Annotated in this window: 29 protein-coding genes; all 29 read right to left on the reverse strand. The window is 55.1% G+C overall.

The window, feature by feature from the left end:
* Positions 1 to 3 precede the first annotated feature (3 nt).
* Positions 4 to 393: a 30S ribosomal protein S11 gene (gene rpsK / locus ACYP2A_RS22570; protein ID WP_002555466.1), complete on the reverse strand. Its 390-nt coding sequence runs from the start codon at positions 391 to 393 to the stop codon at positions 4 to 6.
* A gap of 30 nt (positions 394 to 423) precedes the next feature.
* The gene (gene rpsM, locus ACYP2A_RS22575) at positions 424 to 780 is read right to left on the reverse strand and encodes a 30S ribosomal protein S13 (protein ID WP_459748184.1); all 357 of its coding nucleotides are present in this window, start codon (positions 778 to 780) and stop codon (positions 424 to 426) included.
* 130 nt (positions 781 to 910) lie between these two features.
* The gene (gene rpmJ, locus ACYP2A_RS22580; protein WP_002555468.1) at positions 911 to 1,027 is read right to left on the reverse strand and encodes a 50S ribosomal protein L36; all 117 of its coding nucleotides are present in this window, start codon (positions 1,025 to 1,027) and stop codon (positions 911 to 913) included.
* Between the two features lie 28 nt (positions 1,028 to 1,055).
* Positions 1,056 to 2,387 (reverse strand): preprotein translocase subunit SecY, encoded by a 1,332-nt coding sequence (gene secY / locus ACYP2A_RS22585; protein ID WP_459748185.1) that lies wholly within the window; start codon positions 2,385 to 2,387, stop codon positions 1,056 to 1,058.
* The gene (gene rplO / locus ACYP2A_RS22590; RefSeq protein WP_459748186.1) at positions 2,388 to 2,822 is read right to left on the reverse strand and encodes a 50S ribosomal protein L15; all 435 of its coding nucleotides are present in this window, start codon (positions 2,820 to 2,822) and stop codon (positions 2,388 to 2,390) included. It lies immediately after the preceding gene.
* Positions 2,823 to 2,825: 3 nt separating this feature from the next.
* Positions 2,826 to 3,002 (reverse strand): 50S ribosomal protein L30, encoded by a 177-nt coding sequence (gene rpmD, locus ACYP2A_RS22595; RefSeq protein ID WP_459748187.1) that lies wholly within the window; start codon positions 3,000 to 3,002, stop codon positions 2,826 to 2,828.
* A gap of 2 nt (positions 3,003 to 3,004) precedes the next feature.
* On the reverse strand, positions 3,005 to 3,505 hold the full coding sequence (gene rpsE, locus ACYP2A_RS22600; protein WP_056836263.1) for a 30S ribosomal protein S5: 501 nt from the start codon (positions 3,503 to 3,505) through the stop codon (positions 3,005 to 3,007).
* A gap of 3 nt (positions 3,506 to 3,508) precedes the next feature.
* Entirely contained in the window at positions 3,509 to 3,859 is a 351-nt protein-coding gene (rplR, locus tag ACYP2A_RS22605) for a 50S ribosomal protein L18 (protein ID WP_459748188.1), read from the reverse strand.
* A gap of 10 nt (positions 3,860 to 3,869) precedes the next feature.
* Positions 3,870 to 4,403, reverse strand: a complete 534-nt coding sequence (rplF, locus tag ACYP2A_RS22610; protein WP_459748189.1) for a 50S ribosomal protein L6 — start codon at positions 4,401 to 4,403, stop codon at positions 3,870 to 3,872.
* A 13-nt stretch (positions 4,404 to 4,416) separates the two neighbouring features.
* Positions 4,417 to 4,809, reverse strand: a complete 393-nt coding sequence (gene rpsH / locus ACYP2A_RS22615) for a 30S ribosomal protein S8 (RefSeq protein WP_056836269.1) — start codon at positions 4,807 to 4,809, stop codon at positions 4,417 to 4,419.
* 209 nt (positions 4,810 to 5,018) lie between these two features.
* Positions 5,019 to 5,324 (reverse strand): 30S ribosomal protein S14, encoded by a 306-nt coding sequence (rpsN, locus tag ACYP2A_RS22620; RefSeq protein WP_459748190.1) that lies wholly within the window; start codon positions 5,322 to 5,324, stop codon positions 5,019 to 5,021.
* Positions 5,325 to 5,338: 14 nt separating this feature from the next.
* Entirely contained in the window at positions 5,339 to 5,878 is a 540-nt protein-coding gene (rplE, locus tag ACYP2A_RS22625; RefSeq protein ID WP_459748191.1) for a 50S ribosomal protein L5, read from the reverse strand.
* 20 nt (positions 5,879 to 5,898) lie between these two features.
* A complete protein-coding gene (gene rplX / locus ACYP2A_RS22630; protein ID WP_056836274.1) occupies positions 5,899 to 6,213 on the reverse strand; it encodes a 50S ribosomal protein L24 in 315 nt (104 codons plus the stop codon).
* A gap of 11 nt (positions 6,214 to 6,224) precedes the next feature.
* Positions 6,225 to 6,593, reverse strand: coding sequence for a 50S ribosomal protein L14 (gene rplN, locus ACYP2A_RS22635; RefSeq protein WP_045484118.1), 369 nt, complete (start codon positions 6,591 to 6,593; stop codon positions 6,225 to 6,227).
* Between the two features lie 23 nt (positions 6,594 to 6,616).
* Complete coding sequence (gene rpsQ, locus ACYP2A_RS22640) at positions 6,617 to 6,883, reverse strand: 30S ribosomal protein S17 (protein WP_056836323.1); 267 nt, start codon at positions 6,881 to 6,883, stop codon at positions 6,617 to 6,619.
* Between the two features lie 2 nt (positions 6,884 to 6,885).
* A complete protein-coding gene (rpmC, locus tag ACYP2A_RS22645; RefSeq protein ID WP_002555481.1) occupies positions 6,886 to 7,077 on the reverse strand; it encodes a 50S ribosomal protein L29 in 192 nt (63 codons plus the stop codon).
* The gene (gene rplP, locus ACYP2A_RS22650; RefSeq protein WP_009397508.1) at positions 7,077 to 7,490 is read right to left on the reverse strand and encodes a 50S ribosomal protein L16; all 414 of its coding nucleotides are present in this window, start codon (positions 7,488 to 7,490) and stop codon (positions 7,077 to 7,079) included. The genes rpmC and rplP overlap by 1 nt, the downstream gene beginning before the upstream one ends.
* Before the next feature lie 12 nt (positions 7,491 to 7,502).
* Positions 7,503 to 8,189 carry a 30S ribosomal protein S3 gene (gene rpsC / locus ACYP2A_RS22655; protein WP_056836276.1) on the reverse strand — a complete coding sequence of 229 codons (687 nt, stop codon included), beginning with the start codon at positions 8,187 to 8,189 and terminating at the stop codon, positions 7,503 to 7,505.
* A 13-nt stretch (positions 8,190 to 8,202) separates the two neighbouring features.
* On the reverse strand, positions 8,203 to 8,535 hold the full coding sequence (gene rplV, locus ACYP2A_RS22660) for a 50S ribosomal protein L22 (protein WP_045484127.1): 333 nt from the start codon (positions 8,533 to 8,535) through the stop codon (positions 8,203 to 8,205).
* Positions 8,536 to 8,548: 13 nt separating this feature from the next.
* A complete protein-coding gene (rpsS, locus tag ACYP2A_RS22665) occupies positions 8,549 to 8,824 on the reverse strand; it encodes a 30S ribosomal protein S19 (RefSeq protein ID WP_459748192.1) in 276 nt (91 codons plus the stop codon).
* A 16-nt stretch (positions 8,825 to 8,840) separates the two neighbouring features.
* On the reverse strand, positions 8,841 to 9,665 hold the full coding sequence (gene rplB / locus ACYP2A_RS22670) for a 50S ribosomal protein L2 (protein WP_459748193.1): 825 nt from the start codon (positions 9,663 to 9,665) through the stop codon (positions 8,841 to 8,843).
* Positions 9,666 to 9,679: 14 nt separating this feature from the next.
* Positions 9,680 to 9,979 carry a 50S ribosomal protein L23 gene (rplW, locus tag ACYP2A_RS22675; protein ID WP_056836280.1) on the reverse strand — a complete coding sequence of 100 codons (300 nt, stop codon included), beginning with the start codon at positions 9,977 to 9,979 and terminating at the stop codon, positions 9,680 to 9,682.
* Complete coding sequence (rplD, locus tag ACYP2A_RS22680; RefSeq protein ID WP_056836282.1) at positions 9,976 to 10,578, reverse strand: 50S ribosomal protein L4; 603 nt, start codon at positions 10,576 to 10,578, stop codon at positions 9,976 to 9,978. The genes rplW and rplD overlap by 4 nt, the downstream gene beginning before the upstream one ends.
* 12 nt (positions 10,579 to 10,590) lie before the next feature.
* Positions 10,591 to 11,226 carry a 50S ribosomal protein L3 gene (gene rplC, locus ACYP2A_RS22685; RefSeq protein WP_045484141.1) on the reverse strand — a complete coding sequence of 212 codons (636 nt, stop codon included), beginning with the start codon at positions 11,224 to 11,226 and terminating at the stop codon, positions 10,591 to 10,593.
* A gap of 81 nt (positions 11,227 to 11,307) precedes the next feature.
* Positions 11,308 to 11,619 (reverse strand): 30S ribosomal protein S10, encoded by a 312-nt coding sequence (rpsJ, locus tag ACYP2A_RS22690; protein WP_003186070.1) that lies wholly within the window; start codon positions 11,617 to 11,619, stop codon positions 11,308 to 11,310.
* 141 nt (positions 11,620 to 11,760) lie between these two features.
* The gene (gene tuf / locus ACYP2A_RS22695; protein ID WP_459748194.1) at positions 11,761 to 12,954 is read right to left on the reverse strand and encodes an elongation factor Tu; all 1,194 of its coding nucleotides are present in this window, start codon (positions 12,952 to 12,954) and stop codon (positions 11,761 to 11,763) included.
* A 44-nt stretch (positions 12,955 to 12,998) separates the two neighbouring features.
* A complete protein-coding gene (gene fusA / locus ACYP2A_RS22700; protein WP_459748195.1) occupies positions 12,999 to 15,104 on the reverse strand; it encodes an elongation factor G in 2,106 nt (701 codons plus the stop codon).
* A 30-nt stretch (positions 15,105 to 15,134) separates the two neighbouring features.
* Positions 15,135 to 15,605 (reverse strand): 30S ribosomal protein S7, encoded by a 471-nt coding sequence (gene rpsG, locus ACYP2A_RS22705; protein ID WP_010490886.1) that lies wholly within the window; start codon positions 15,603 to 15,605, stop codon positions 15,135 to 15,137.
* A gap of 122 nt (positions 15,606 to 15,727) precedes the next feature.
* Complete coding sequence (gene rpsL, locus ACYP2A_RS22710; RefSeq protein ID WP_056836288.1) at positions 15,728 to 16,102, reverse strand: 30S ribosomal protein S12; 375 nt, start codon at positions 16,100 to 16,102, stop codon at positions 15,728 to 15,730.
* Between the last annotated feature and the right edge of the window lie 100 nt (positions 16,103 to 16,202).

Consider the following 16,202-nt stretch of genomic DNA (forward strand, 5'->3'; position numbering starts at 1 on the left):
GGATTACACGCGGCGCTTCTTCGGCGGACGGCACCCGTTGTGCGGGATTGGCGTCACGTCGGTGATGCTGGCGATCTTATAGCCACAACCATTCAAAGCACGAACGGCGGACTCGCGACCTGGGCCTGGACCCTTGACGTTAACGTCGAGGTTCTTCAGACCGTACTCCAGCGCGGCTTGACCAGCACGCTCGGCGGCTACTTGAGCTGCGAACGGGGTGGACTTACGCGAACCACGGAAACCCGAACCGCCGGAGGTAGCCCAGGACAGCGCGTTACCTTGACGATCGGTGATGGTGACGATGGTGTTGTTAAAAGACGCGTGGATGTGGGCGATGCCATCAACCACTGTCTTTTTGACTTTCTTACGAGGACGAGCAGCAGGTTTTGCCATGACTATATTCCTGTCGAAACGCTGGAGCGATTACTTGCGGATCGGCTTGCGCGGACCTTTGCGAGTACGTGCGTTGGTCTTGGTACGCTGACCGCGTACTGGCAGACCGCGACGATGACGCAGACCGCGGTAGCAGCCCAGGTCCATCAAGCGTTTGATCTTCATATTGATTTCGCGACGCAGGTCACCTTCAGTGGTGATCTTCGCCACTTCGCCACGCAGCTGTTCGATCTGCTCGTCGCTCAGATCCTTGATCTTTGCGGCCGGGTTTACCCCGGTAACTGCACAGATTTTCTGTGCAGTGGTGCGACCAACACCGTAGATGTAGGTCAGCGAGATAACAGTATGCTTGTTATCCGGAATGTTAACGCCTGCAATACGGGCCATTCAGTGGAACTCCAGTTGACAGCTACCTACGCCCCGGAAGCCAAGAAATAGGGCGCGAGATAATATCGCTGTAGTAACAAATAATCAACCCAGCAGCGCACTAGCTGCTGGGCTTAAACACAGCTCACAATCAGCCTTGGCGCTGCTTATGACGTGGTTCCGCGCTGCAAATTACTCGAACGACACCTTCGCGGCGAATAATCTTGCAGTTGCGGCACAGCTTTTTCACCGATGCACGAACTTTCATCACCAACTCCTCGAACCTTATGGGTCTCTCAGCGCAGCATGTTGCTGCCGCCGTAGCCCTTCAGGTTGGCTTTCTTCATCAGGGATTCATACTGGTGCGAAACGAGGTGCGATTGTACTTGCGACATGAAGTCCATCACAACCACGACCACGATCAGCAACGAGGTCCCGCCAAGGTAGAACGGAACGTTGGCTGCGACCACCAGGAACTGGGGAAGCAGACACACCGCCGTCATATAGAGAGCACCGAACAGGGTCAAACGGGTCAACACGCCATCAATGTAGCGGGCCGACTGTTCGCCTGGACGGATACCCGGAATAAAGGCACCGGACTTTTTCAGGTTTTCCGCTACGTCTTTCGGATTGAACATCAACGCCGTATAGAAGAAGCAGAAGAAAATGATCCCTGCACTAAACAGCAGAATGTTCAACGGCTGACCAGGAGCGATCGACTGCGAGATATCCTGCAGCCAGCCCATACCTTCGGACTGACCAAACCAGGAACCCAGCGAAGCCGGGAACAGCAAAATGCTGCTTGCGAAAATGGCCGGAATAACGCCCGCCATATTCACTTTCAACGGCAAGTGGCTGGTCTGCGCAGCAAAAACCTTACGGCCCTGCTGACGCTTGGCGTAGTGCACAGCAATACGACGCTGACCACGCTCAATGAACACCACGAAACCGATGATCGCTACAGCCAGCAACCCGATGGCGACCAACGCGAAAATGTTGATATCGCCCTGACGTGCAGACTCGAAAGACTGCCCGATCGCCCTCGGAAGACCGGCAACAATACCTGCGAAGATCAACATCGAGATACCGTTGCCAACACCGCGCTCGGTAATCTGCTCACCCAGCCACATCATGAACATCGCCCCCGCCACAAAGGTGGTGACGGCCACGAAGTGGAAGCCGAAGTCTGCAGAGAACGCAACGCCCTGACCCGCCAGGCCGACGGACATGCCGACAGCTTGAACCAGGGCCAGGATGACGGTGAGATAGCGGGTGTATTGGCTGATCTTGCGACGACCAGCCTCACCTTCCTTCTTCAACTGCTCCAGTTGCGGACTGACGGCGGTCATCAGCTGCATGATGATCGATGCCGAGATATACGGCATGATCCCCAGTGCAAAGATGCTCATCCGTTCCAGTGCGCCACCGGAAAACATGTTGAACAAGCTAAGAATGGTCCCCTCATTCTGTCGAAACAGTTCGGCCAGCCGGTCCGGGTTGATACCTGGCACTGGGATATGCGCACCGATCCGATAGACGATAATCGCCAGGAACAGGAAACGCAGTCGAGCCCAGAGTTCGGACAACCCGCCTTTGCTGAGCGCTGAGAGAGCACCTTGCTTAGCCATTTATTCCTCGAACTTGCCGCCAGCTGCTTCGATAGCCGCACGTGCACCTTTGGTGACGGCGATACCCTTGATGGTGACAGCGCGAGTCACTTCGCCCGACAGCATGATTTTCACACGCTGAACGTTCTGGTTGATCACGTTGGCATCTTTCAAGGTCTGCACAGTAACGATGTCGCCTTCCACTTTGGCCAGCTCGGACAGACGCACTTCAGCGCGGTCCATGGCTTTCAGGGAAACGAAACCGAACTTCGGCAGACGACGATGCAGAGGCTGTTGACCACCCTCAAAGCCCGGAGCGATGGTGCCACCGGAGCGGGAGGTTTGACCTTTGTGGCCACGGCCACCGGTCTTGCCCAAACCGCTACCGATACCACGGCCCGGACGATGCTTCTCTGGGCGCGAACCCGGAGCAGGACTCAGATCATTGAGTTTCATCGATTAACCCTCGACGCGCAGCAGGTAGTAAGCCTTGTTGATCATCCCGCGATTTTCGGGAGTATCAAGGACTTCTACGGTGTGACCGATGCGACGCAGACCCAGACCCTTAACGCACAGTTTGTGGTTAGGGAGACGGCCGGCGGTGCTTTTGATCAGCGTTACTTTAACGGTAGCCATGATCAGACGATCTCCTCAACACGCTTGCCACGCTTGGCAGCAATGGACTCAGGAGACTGCATGCTCTTCAGACCCTTGAAAGTGGCGTGAACCACGTTTACAGGGTTAGTCGAACCGTAGCACTTGGCCAGAACGTTCTGGACACCAGCGACTTCCAGTACGGCACGCATCGCGCCACCGGCGATGATACCGGTACCTTCGGAAGCAGGCTGCATGTACACCTTCGAAGCGCCGTGAGCGGACTTGATAGCGTACTGCAGAGTGGTGCCGTCCAGATCAACCTGGATCATGTTGCGACGAGCAGCTTCCATAGCTTTCTGGATAGCAGCAGGTACTTCGCGGGATTTGCCGCGACCGAAGCCAACACGGCCTTTGCCATCACCTACCACGGTCAACGCGGTAAAGGTGAAGATACGACCGCCTTTGACGGTCTTGGCAACGCGGTTAACCTGGACGAGCTTCTCGATGTAGCCTTCGTCGCGTTTTTGGTCGTTATTTGCCATAACTTAGAACTCCAGCCCGCCTTCACGAGCAGCATCAGCCAGCGCTTTGACACGGCCGTGGTACTTGAAGCCAGAACGGTCGAAAGCAACTTGCGATACGCCAGCGGCCTTAGCACGCTCGGCAACCAACTTGCCAACCTTAGTGGCCGCCTCGATGTTGCCAGTGGCAGCATCACGCAGTTCTTTGTCCAAAGTCGAAGCGCTTGCCAGGACTTTGTTGCCGTCGGCCGAGATGACCTGGGCATAAATATGCTGCGAAGAGCGGTACACGCAGAGGCGCACGACTTCGAGTTCGTGCATTTTCAGGCGTGCTTTGCGAGCGCGACGCAGTCGGGTAACTTTTTTGACGGTCATTTGCTATGCCCTACTTCTTCTTGGCTTCTTTACGACGGACGACTTCGTCCGCGTAACGCACACCTTTGCCTTTGTACGGCTCAGGACGGCGGAAGTCGCGGATCTCAGCGGCCACTTGACCAACCAACTGCTTGTCGATACCACGAATAAAGATATCGGTCTGGCTGGGGGTCTCAGCGGTGATGCCATTTGGCAGTTCGTAATCCACCGGGTGCGAGAAGCCAAGTGCCAGGTTCAGGACCGAGCCTTTAACTTGCGCCTTGTAACCAACACCGACCAGCTGGAGCTTGCGCTCGAAGCCTTGGCTTACGCCTTGGACCATGTTGTTGACCAGGGCACGGGTGGTACCGGCCATTGCGCGAGTTTGTTGGTCGCCGTTGCGAGCAGCAAAACGCAGCTCACCGGACTCTTCAACAATTTCAACGGACGAATGGACGTTCAGTTCAAGAGTACCCTTGGCACCCTTCACCGAAAGCTGCTGACCGACGAGTTTGACTTCGACGCCCGATGGCAGCTTGACGGGGTTCTTAGCTACGCGTGACATACCTATCCCCCCCTTAGAACACAGTGCAAAGCACTTCGCCACCGACACCGGCAGCGCGTGCAGCACGATCCGTCATCACACCTTTGTTGGTGGAGACGATAGACACACCGAGACCGCCACGAACTTTTGGCAGATCGTCGGAGGACTTGTACTGACGCAGGCCTGGACGGCTGACGCGTTTGACTTCTTCGATGACTGGACGGCCCTCGAAGTACTTCAGTTCAATAGACAGCGAAGGCTTGACTTCGCCGCTGACCTGGTAATCCGCAATGTAACCTTCGTCCTTCAGGACTTTGGCTACAGCCACCTTCAATGTGGAGGATGGCATGCTTACAACGGGCTTTTCGGCCATCTGGGCATTACGGATACGAGTTAGCATGTCCGCTAACGGGTCCTGCATACTCATGGGCTAGACGCTCCTGATACAAATAAAATTAGCCTCGCGGCTACAGCATATCGCCGAGCAACTCCGGTCATGGAAACACGGGCTCAGGCGAGCCGGCAATTCTAGACCTACGCCAGAAATGAATCAAGCCCCAAAAGGGGCTTGATTCAGTCTCGAGCTTCGCGCTGACCGACGGTTTGATCCGCCGGCCTGACGATACGAGAAAGGTATTACCAGCTGGCTTTAACCAGACCTGGTACGTCACCACGCATTGCAGCTTGACGCAACATGTTACGGCCGAGGCCGAACTTGCGGTAAACGCCGTGCGGACGACCAGTCAGGCGGCAACGGTTACGCAGGCGCGAAGCGCTTGCGTCACGTGGTTGCTTCTGCAGAGCTACGGTCGCTTCCCAACGTGCTTCTGGACTTGCGTTCAGATCCACGATGATTGCTTTCAGCTCGGCACGCTTCTTGGCGTACTTGGCAACGGTGAGCTGACGCTTCAGCTCACGGTTTTTCATGCTCGTCTTGGCCATTAGTCCTACTCCAATCAGTTGCGGAACGGGAATTTGAAAGCACGCAGCAGAGCGCGGCCTTCTTCATCGTTCTTGGCAGTGGTGGTCAGGGTAATGTCCAGACCGCGCAGAGCATCGATCTTGTCGTAATCGATTTCCGGGAAAATGATCTGCTCTTTCACGCCCATGCTGTAGTTGCCACGACCATCGAAGGACTTGGCATTCAGGCCGCGGAAGTCGCGAACCCGAGGCAGGGAGATCGACAGCAGACGATCCAGGAATTCGTACATACGATCACGACGCAGAGTGACCTTGACGCCAATCGGCCATCCTTCACGGACTTTGAAGCCCGCGATGGATTTACGAGCGTAAGTCACAATGGCCTTCTGACCGGTGATCTTTTCCAGATCAGCCACAGCGTGTTCGATGACTTTTTTGTCGCCGATCGCTTCGCCCAGACCCATGTTCAGGGTGATTTTGGTAACGCGCGGAACTTCCATCACGTTCGCCAGCTTAAGATCTTCCTTAAGCTTGGGAGCGATTTCCTTCCGATAAATCTCTTTCAGTCGTGCCATGGTCTTCTACCTAGCAGTGTTCAAGCATCAACCGCTTTTTGGGTCGACTTGAAGACACGAATTTTTTTGCCTTCTTCAACTTTGAAGCCTACGCGATCAGCCTTGCTGGTTTCGCTGTTGAAAATGGCTACGTTAGAAGCGTGCAGTGGCGCTTCTTTCTCGACGATACCGCCCTGTACGCCCGACATCGGGTTAGGCTTGGTATGACGCTTGACCAGGTTGATCCCACCAACGACCAGACGGTCGTCAGCGAGCACCTTCAGCACCTTACCGCGCTTACCTTTGTCTTTGCCGGCGATCACGATGATCTCGTCGTCACGACGAATCTTTTGCATGTCGGATCTCCTTACAGCACTTCAGGGGCGAGCGAGACGATCTTCATGAACTTCTCACCGCGAAGTTCACGAGTCACTGGCCCAAAGATACGGGTACCGATCGGCTCTTGCTTGTTGTTCAGCAGAACAGCAGCGTTACCATCGAAGCGAATGATCGAACCGTCGGCACGGCGAACGCCGTGACGGGTACGGACTACAACAGCAGTCATTACCTGGCCTTTCTTCACTTTACCGCGAGGAATTGCTTCCTTGACGGTTACTTTGATGATGTCACCGATACCAGCGTAACGACGATGGGAACCACCGAGCACCTTGATGCACATCACACGGCGAGCGCCACTGTTGTCGGCCACATCGAGCATGGATTGAGTCTGAATCATAAAATTTCTCCGACCCCTAGCCCTTAGACTTCCACAGCGCGTTCGAGGATCTCAACCAGCGCCCAGGACTTGGTCTTGGCTACCGGACGAGTTTCACGAATCGTGACCTTGTCGCCGATATGGCACTGATTGGTTTCGTCGTGCGCGTGCAGCTTAGTCGAACGCTTAACGTATTTACCGTAGATCGGGTGCTTTACGCGACGCTCGATCAGTACGGTGATGGTCTTGTCCATTTTGTCACTGACGACACGGCCGGTCAGCGTACGGACGGTTTTTTCAGCTTCAGCCATGATCACTTACCTGCCTGCTGGTTGAGCACAGTTTTCACGCGAGCGATGTCACGCTTAACTTGCGAGAGCAGGTGCGACTGCCCCAACTGACCAGTTGCTTTCTGCATACGCAGATTGAACTGGTCGCGCAGCAGGCCGAGCAATTGCTCATTCAGCTGCTGTGCTGATTTCTCACGAAGTTCATTCGCTTTCATCACATCACCGTCCGTTTAACAAAGGAGGTGGCGAGTGGCAGCTTTGCAGCAGCCAGGGCAAAAGCCTCACGCGCCAACTCTTCAGAAACACCCTCGATCTCGTACAGGACTTTGCCTGGCTGGATCTGGGCAACCCAGTATTCTACCGAACCCTTACCTTTACCCATCCGCACTTCAAGAGGCTTCTTGGTTACAGGCTTGTCCGGGAATACACGGATCCAGATCTTGCCGCCACGTTTTACGTGACGGGTCAGGGCACGACGTGCCGACTCGATCTGACGGGCGGTGAGACGACCGCGGGCAACAGCTTTCAGCGCGAATTCGCCGAAGCTGACCTTGCTACCGCGCAGTGCCAGACCACGGTTGTGGCCAGTCATCTGCTTGCGGAACTTCGTACGCTTTGGTTGCAACATTTGGCGTACCCCTTACTTGGCAGCTTTTTTACGAGGCGCTGGTGCTTGAGGTTTCAGCTCTTCCTGGCGACCACCAATTACTTCGCCTTTGAAGATCCAAACCTTTACACCGATCACACCGTAAGTGGTGTGAGCTTCGTAAGTGGCATAGTCGATGTCGGCACGCAGGGTGTGCAGTGGCACACGCCCTTCGCGATACCATTCAGTACGTGCGATTTCAGCACCGCCGAGACGACCGCTCACCTGGATTTTGATGCCTTTGGCACCAATGCGGATGGCGTTCTGTACGGCGCGCTTCATGGCGCGACGGAACATCACACGACGCTCCAGCTGCTGAGCAACGCTCTGGGCAACCAGCATACCGTCGAGTTCCGGCTTGCGGATCTCTTCGATATTGATGTGCACGGGCACACCCATTTGCTTGGTCAGGTCCTGACGCAGTTTTTCAACATCCTCACCCTTCTTGCCGATCACGATGCCGGGACGAGCGGTGTGGATGGTGATGCGTGCTGTCTGAGCCGGACGATGGATATCGATACGGCTTACGGACGCGCTTTTTAGTTTGTCCTGGAGGTACTCACGCACTTTCAGATCTGCCAACAGGTAGTCTGCATAAGTGCGGCCGTCTGCGTACCAGACGGAGGTGTGCTCCTTGACGATTCCCAGGCGAATGCCAATGGGATGTACTTTCTGACCCATCTCTTCGACTCCGTTACTTGTCAGCAACCTTGACAGTGATATGGCAAGACCGCTTGACGATGCGATCAGCACGGCCTTTGGCACGTGGCATGATGCGCTTCAGCGAACGCCCTTCGTTGACGAAAACAGTGGAGACCTTCAGGTCATCAACGTCTGCGCCTTCGTTATGCTCGGCGTTGGCTACGGCCGACTCCAGCAATTTCTTCAGGATCTCGGCAGCTTTTTTGCTGCTGAAAGCCAACAGGTTGAGCGCCTCGCCCACCTTCTTCCCGCGGATCTGGTCGGCGACCAAGCGGGCTTTCTGGGCGGAGATTCGAGCGCCCGACAACTTAGCGGCTACTTCCATCGTTCCTTACCCCTTAACGCTTGGCTTTCTTGTCTGCTACGTGCCCGCGATAAGTACGGGTACCGGCAAACTCGCCCAGTTTATGGCCAACCATGTCTTCACTTACCAGAACCGGTACGTGCAGGCGGCCGTTGTGTACTGCGATGGTCAGACCGACCATTTGTGGCAGGATGATCGAACGACGAGACCAGGTCTTAACTGGTTTGCGATCGTTCTTCTCCGCCGCCACTTCGATCTTCTTCAGTAGGTGAAGATCAATAAAAGGACCTTTTTTCAGAGAACGTGGCACTGTCGTATCCCTCTATTTACTTGCGACGACGGACGATCATTTTGTCGGTACGCTTATTACCACGAGTCTTCGCACCCTTGGTTGGGAAGCCCCATGGCGATACCGGATGACGACCACCGGAGGTACGACCTTCACCACCACCATGTGGGTGGTCAACCGGGTTCATGGCAACACCACGAACGGTTGGGCGAACGCCACGCCAGCGTTTGGCACCAGCTTTACCCAGCGAACGCAGGCTGTGCTCGGAGTTCGAGACTTCACCCAGCGTTGCACGGCATTCAGCCAGAACTTTACGCATTTCGCCGGAGCGAAGACGCAGAGTAACGTAGACACCTTCACGAGCGACCAGCTGAGCCGAAGCACCAGCGGAACGTGCGATCTGAGCGCCTTTACCAGGCTTGAGCTCGATAGCGTGAATGGTGCTACCTACCGGGATGCTACGAAGCTGCAGAGTGTTACCAGGCTTGATTGGAGCCAGGGCACCCGAGATCAGCTGGTCGCCGGCACTCACGCCTTTAGGGGCGATGATGTAGCGACGCTCGCCGTCTGCATAACGCAGCAGGGCAATGTGAGCAGTACGGTTTGGATCGTATTCGATACGCTCAACGATGGCAGCGATGCCATCCTTGTCGTTGCGACGGAAGTCGACCAGACGGTAATGCTGCTTGTGACCACCACCGATGTGACGAGTAGTGATACGACCATTGTTGTTACGACCACCAGACTTCGATTTTTTCTCGAGCAGCGGTGCGTGAGGAGCGCCTTTATGCAGCTCCTTGTTGACCACCTTGACCACAAAACGGCGGCCAGGGGAAGTCGGTTTGCATTTAACGATTGCCATGATGCACCCCTTCCTTACTCAGCACTGCTGCTGAAATCGAGATCTTGGCCTGGCTGAAGGGAGATTACTGCCTTCTTCCAGTCATTACGCTTGCCCAGACCGCGAGCAGTACGCTTTGTCTTACCCAGAACATTCAGGGTAGTGACGCGTTCTACCTTCACGCTGAACAGCGCTTCGACAGCCTTCTTGATTTCAAGCTTGGTTGCGTCGGTCGCCACCTTGAATACGAACTGACCTTTTTTGTCAGCCAGAACTGTGGCCTTCTCGGAAACATGCGGGCCAAGCAGAACTTTAAATACGCGTTCCTGGTTCATCCCAGCAGCTCCTCGAATTTCTTCACGGCCGACACGGTAATCAGAACCTTGTCGTATGCGATCAGACTGACCGGATCGGAACCCTGGACGTCACGTACATCGACGTGCGGCAGGTTACGAGCAGCCAGGTACAGATTCTGGTCAACGGCATCAGACACGATCAGAACGTCGGTCAGACCCATGTCGTTCAGCTTGCCCAGCAGGTCTTTGGTTTTCGGCGCTTCAACAGAGAAGTCCTGAACCACAACCAGGCGATCAGTACGTACCAGCTCGGCGAGGATGGAGCGCAGTGCTGCGCGATACATCTTCTTGTTGAGCTTTTGCGAGTGATCCTGAGGACGCGCTGCAAAAGTGGTACCGCCGCCGCGCCAGATTGGGCTACGGATAGTACCGGCACGAGCACGGCCAGTACCTTTCTGACGCCAAGGGCGCTTACCGCCACCGGATACGTCGGAACGGGTCTTTTGCTGTTTGCTGCCCTGACGACCGCCAGCCATGTAGGCCACGACTGCCTGGTGCACCAGCGTCTCGTTGAATTCGCCGCCAAATGTCAGTTCGGAAACTTCGATTGCCTGAGCGTCATTTACGTTTAATTGCATGTCAGCTTCCCCTTAACCGCGAGCCTTGGCTGCTGGACGTACAACCAGATTGCCGCCAGTAGCGCCAGGAACGGCACCCTTGACCAGCAGCAGGTTGCGTTCAGCGTCCACGCGCACTACTTCGAGGGACTGCACGGTCACGCGCTCAGCGCCCATATGACCGGACATTTTTTTGCCCTTGAATACACGACCAGGAGTCTGGCACTGGCCGATAGAGCCCGGGACACGGTGGGAAACCGAGTTACCGTGGGTGTTATCTTGGCCGCGGAAATTCCAGCGCTTGATAGTACCCGCGAAGCCTTTACCCTTGGACTGACCGGTAACGTCTACCAGTTGGCCTGCGGCAAAGATTTCGGCATTGATCAGATCGCCAGCCTTGTATTCGCCTTCTTCAAGACGGAATTCCAGGACGGTACGACCTGCAGCAACGTTAGCCTTGGCGAAGTGACCCGCCTGAGCTGCGGTCACACGCGAAGCACGACGCTCGCCGACAGTGACTTGCACTGCACGATAGCCATCGGTTTCTTCGGTTTTGAACTGAGTGACGCGATTCGGCTCGATCTCAATGACCGTGACCGGAATGGAGACACCTTCTTCGGTGAAAATGCGGGTCATCCCACACTTACGCCCGACTACACCAATAGTCATGTTATAAACCTCATGAGTGTACGGGGCTTTCACCCGCTATGGCCGCCCATTTCAGAGCGTTACACGACTAAGACCCGAGTCTTAGCCGAGGCTGATCTGTACTTCCACACCGGCCGCAAGATCAAGCTTCATAAGTGCGTCAACGGTTTTATCCGTTGGCTGGACGATGTCCAGAACGCGCTTGTGAGTGCGGATTTCGTACTGGTCGCGCGCGTCTTTGTTGACGTGCGGAGAAACCAGAACGGTGAACCGCTCCTTACGGGTAGGCAGTGGAATAGGACCACGCACCTGTGCACCAGTACGTTTCGCGGTTTCCACGATTTCCTGGGTCGATTGGTCGATCAGGCGATGGTCAAAAGCCTTCAACCTGATACGGATTTGTTGATTTTGCATTGGATTCCAGACTCCGATTGCTATTCCCACCGAGCGCAATAGGCCCGATTAAAGGAGGCGCAATTCTATAGATGCCCTTTAATAGTGTCAACCAAATAAAAAAGCCCCCGCAAGGCGGGGGCTCTTTCTTCAAATCAACGCTTAGGCGATGATTTTGGCCACGACGCCGGCGCCGACGGTACGACCGCCTTCACGAATGGCGAAACGCAGACCATCTTCCATAGCGATTGGCTTGATCAGGGTAACGGAAACTTTCACGTTATCACCTGGCATTACCATCTCTACGCCTTCCGGCAGTTCGCAGCTACCAGTTACGTCGGTAGTACGGAAGTAGAACTGAGGACGGTAGCCTTTGAAGAATGGAGTATGACGACCACCTTCTTCTTTGCTCAGAACATAGATTTCAGCTTCGAACTGAGTGTGCGGCTTGACGGTGCCTGGCTTGACCAGAACCTGGCCACGCTCAACGTCGTCACGCTTGGTGCCACGCAGCAGAACGCCGCAGTTCTCACCAGCACGGCCTTCGTCCAGCAGCTTGCGGAACATCTCAACGCCAGTGCAAGTAGTTTTGGTGGTGTCACGCAGACCCACGATCTCTACTTCTTCCTGGATCTTGATGATACCGCGCTCAACACGACCGGTAACAACAGTACCGCGACCGGAGATCGAGAACACGTCTTCGATTGGCATCAGGAACGGCTTGTCGATAGCGCGCTCAGGCTCTGGGATGTAAACGTCCAGAGTCTCAACCAGCTTCTTGACAGCAGTGGTGCCCATTTCGTTGTCGTCTTGGCCGTTCAGAGCCATCAGAGCCGAACCGATGATGATCGGAGTGTCATCACCTGGGAACTCGTAAGTGCTCAGCAGGTCACGAACTTCCATCTCGACCAGTTCCAGCAGCTCAGCGTCGTCAACCATGTCAGCCTTGTTCAGGAAGACAACGATGTACGGAACGCCAACCTGACGGGACAGCAGGATGTGCTCACGGGTTTGTGGCATCGGACCATCGGCAGCCGAGCAAACCAGGATCGCGCCGTCCATCTGTGCAGCACCGGTGATCATGTTTTTGACGTAGTCGGCGTGACCCGGGCAGTCAACGTGCGCGTAGTGACGTACGGACGAATCGTACTCAACGTGCGCAGTGTTGATGGTGATACCACGAGCTTTTTCTTCTGGTGCGCTGTCGATCTTGTCGAAGTCAACTTTTGCCGAACCGAAAACTTCGGAGCAAACGCGAGTCAGAGCAGCAGTCAGAGTGGTTTTACCGTGGTCGACGTGACCGATGGTGCCAACGTTGACGTGCGGTTTGTTACGTTGAAATTTTTCTTTAGCCACGACAGTGAACTCCTAGCTAGCCTAAAGGGGATTAACTCAGCCAATCAGCCTTGTTTTTTGGTTACAGTTTCGACGATGTGCGACGGAGCTGTATTGTATTTTTTGAATTCCATAGAGTAGCTTGCGCGACCTTGGGACATGGAACGAACGTCGGTCGCATAACCGAACATTTCACCCAACGGAACCTCGGCACGAATAACCTTGCCGGACACCGTATCTTCCATACCCAGGATCATGCCGCGACGACGGTTAAGGTCGCCCATCACGTCACCCATATAGTCTTCAGGCGTAACAACCTCTACCGCCATGATCGGCTCGAGCAACTCACCACCGCCCTTCTGGGCCAGTTGCTTGGTCGCCATGGAGGCAGCCACCTTAAACGCCATCTCGTTCGAGTCGACGTCGTGGTAGGAACCATCGAACACAGTAGCCTTCAGGCCGATCAGCGGATAGCCGGCAACAACGCCGTTCTTCATCTGCTCTTCGATACCCTTCTGGATAGCCGGGATGTATTCCTTAGGAACCACACCACCCACGACTTCGTTCACGAATTGCAGACCTTCCTGACCTTCGTCAGCAGGAGCAAAACGGATCCAGCAATGGCCGAACTGACCACGACCGCCGGACTGACGAACGAACTTGCCTTCGATTTCACAGTTCTTCGTGATGCGCTCACGATACGAAACCTGAGGCTTACCGATGTTGGCTTCGACGTTGAACTCACGGCGCATCCGGTCAACCAGGATGTCCAGGTGCAATTCGCCCATGCCGGAGATGATCGTTTGACCAGTCTCTTCATCAGTCTTGACGCGGAAAGAAGGGTCTTCCTGAGCAAGTTTGCCCAGAGCGATACCCATTTTTTCCTGGTCATCCTTGGTTTTTGGCTCAACGGCAACCGAAATAACCGGCTCCGGGAAGTCCATACGAACCAGGATGATTGGCTTGTCAGAGTTGCACAAGGTTTCGCCAGTGGTGACGTCCTTCATGCCGATCAGAGCCGCGATGTCACCAGCGCGAACTTCTTTGATCTCTTCGCGGGCGTTTGCATGCATTTGCACCATACGACCCACGCGCTCTTTCTTGCCTTTGACCGAGTTGATCACGCCGTCGCCGGAGGCCAACACGCCCGAGTAAACGCGGACGAAGGTCAGAGTACCCACGAATGGGTCGGTAGCGATCTTGAACGCCAGAGCCGAGAACGGCTCGTTGTCGTCTGCGTGACGCTCCATTTGAACTTCTTCGTCATCCGGGTCAGTACCCTTGATGGCTGGAATGTCGGTTGGAGCCGGCAGGTAGTCGATAACGGCGTCGAGAACCAGGGGAACACCCTTGTTCTTGAAGGAAGAACCGCAAACAGCCAGAACGATCTCGCCAGCGATAGTACGCTGACGCAGAGCGGCCTTGATTTCCTCGTTGGTGAGTTCTTCACCTTCGAGGTACTTGTTCATCAGCTCTTCGTTGGCTTCAGCCGCAGCTTCAACCATGTTGCTGCGCCACTCGTCAGCCAGTTCCTGCAGCTCGGCAGGGATAGGCTCGCGACGTGGAGTCATGCCTTTGTCGGAATCGTTCCAGTAGACCGCTTCCATGGACATCAGATCGATCTGACCCTGGAAGTTGTCTTCGGCACCGATGGCCAACTGGATCGGCACCGGAGTGTGACCCAGACGCTGTTTGATCTGCCCGATTACGCGCAGGAAGTTGGCGCCGGCACGGTCCATCTTGTTCACGTAAACAATACGTGGAACGCCGTACTTGTTGGCTTGACGCCATACGGTTTCAGACTGAGGCTCAACACCCGAAGTACCACAGAACACAACGACCGCGCCGTCGAGAACACGCAGGGAACGTTCAACTTCAATGGTGAAGTCAACGTGGCCCGGAGTGTCAATAACGTTGAAACGGTATTGGTCTTTGTGTTGCTTCTGAGAACCCTGCCAGAAGGCGGTAATAGCAGCAGAAGTAATGGTAATACCACGCTCCTGCTCCTGCACCATCCAGTCTGTGGTCGCGGCGCCGTCATGCACCTCGCCCATTTTGTGGCTTTTGCCGGTGTAAAAAAGGACGCGCTCGGTGGTGGTGGTTTTACCAGCATCCACGTGAGCGACGATACCAATGTTACGGTAGCGGTTGATCGGTGTAGTACGAGCCATAAAGCCCTCGCAAAAATGTTGATGCGGCGATTAGAAGCGGTAGTGCGAGAAAGCCTTGTTGGCTTCGGCCATACGGTGAACGTCTTCACGCTTCTTCACTGCAGCACCCTTGCCTTCGGCAGCGTCCAGCAGTTCGCCAGCCAAACGCAGAGCCATAGACTTCTCGCCACGCTTACGGGCGAAGTCTACCAGCCAGCGCATTGCCAGCGCGTTACGGCGAGACGGACGTACTTCAACAGGAACCTGGTAGGTCGCACCACCAACGCGGCGCGACTTCACTTCGACCAGCGGAGCGATGGCGTCGAGAGCTTTCTCGAAGATTTCCAGGGGATCGCTGTTCTTGCGCTCTTTAACCTTGTCCAGCGCGCCATAAACGATACGCTCGGCAACGGCTTTCTTGCCGCTCTCCATCACGTGGTTCATGAACTTGGCCAGGATTTGGCTTCCGTATTTTGGATCGTCAAGCACTTCGCGCTTGGCTGCTACGCGTCTTCTCGGCATGGATAAGCCCTCAAACGGTCTTCAGGTTAGCTCGGAACAGGCATTCGATGAATGCGTCCGACCTTACTCTTATCGACTCAAAAAAATGAAATTCTGCAAAATCAATCAAAAACCGAAAGCACTTAGGCCTTAGGCTTTTTGGTACCGTATTTCGAACGGCCTTGGTTACGACCTTTGACGCCGGAAGTATCCAGGGAACCGCGAACGGTGTGGTAACGCACACCTGGCAAGTCTTTTACACGACCGCCGCGGATCAGTACCACGCTGTGCTCTTGCAGGTTGTGGCCTTCACCGCCGATGTACGAGGAAACCTCGAAACCGTTGGTCAGACGCACACGGCATACTTTACGCAGTGCCGAGTTAGGTTTTTTCGGCGTGGTGGTGTACACGCGAGTGCACACGCCACGACGTTGCGGGCAGTTCTGCAGCGCAGGAACGTCGGATTTCTCGACGATACGCTTGCGCGGCTGACGTACCAGCTGGTTGATAGTTGCCATCTACTAGCTCCACTGTTGTCTTGCGACGCTATTGTCGACAAGAAAGCAAATGACAGAGCTTCAAGCCCTGCCAAATTTAGGGGTACAAGAGTCTAAAGAG

Source organism: Pseudomonas sp. 3A(2025), from assembly GCF_054589175.1.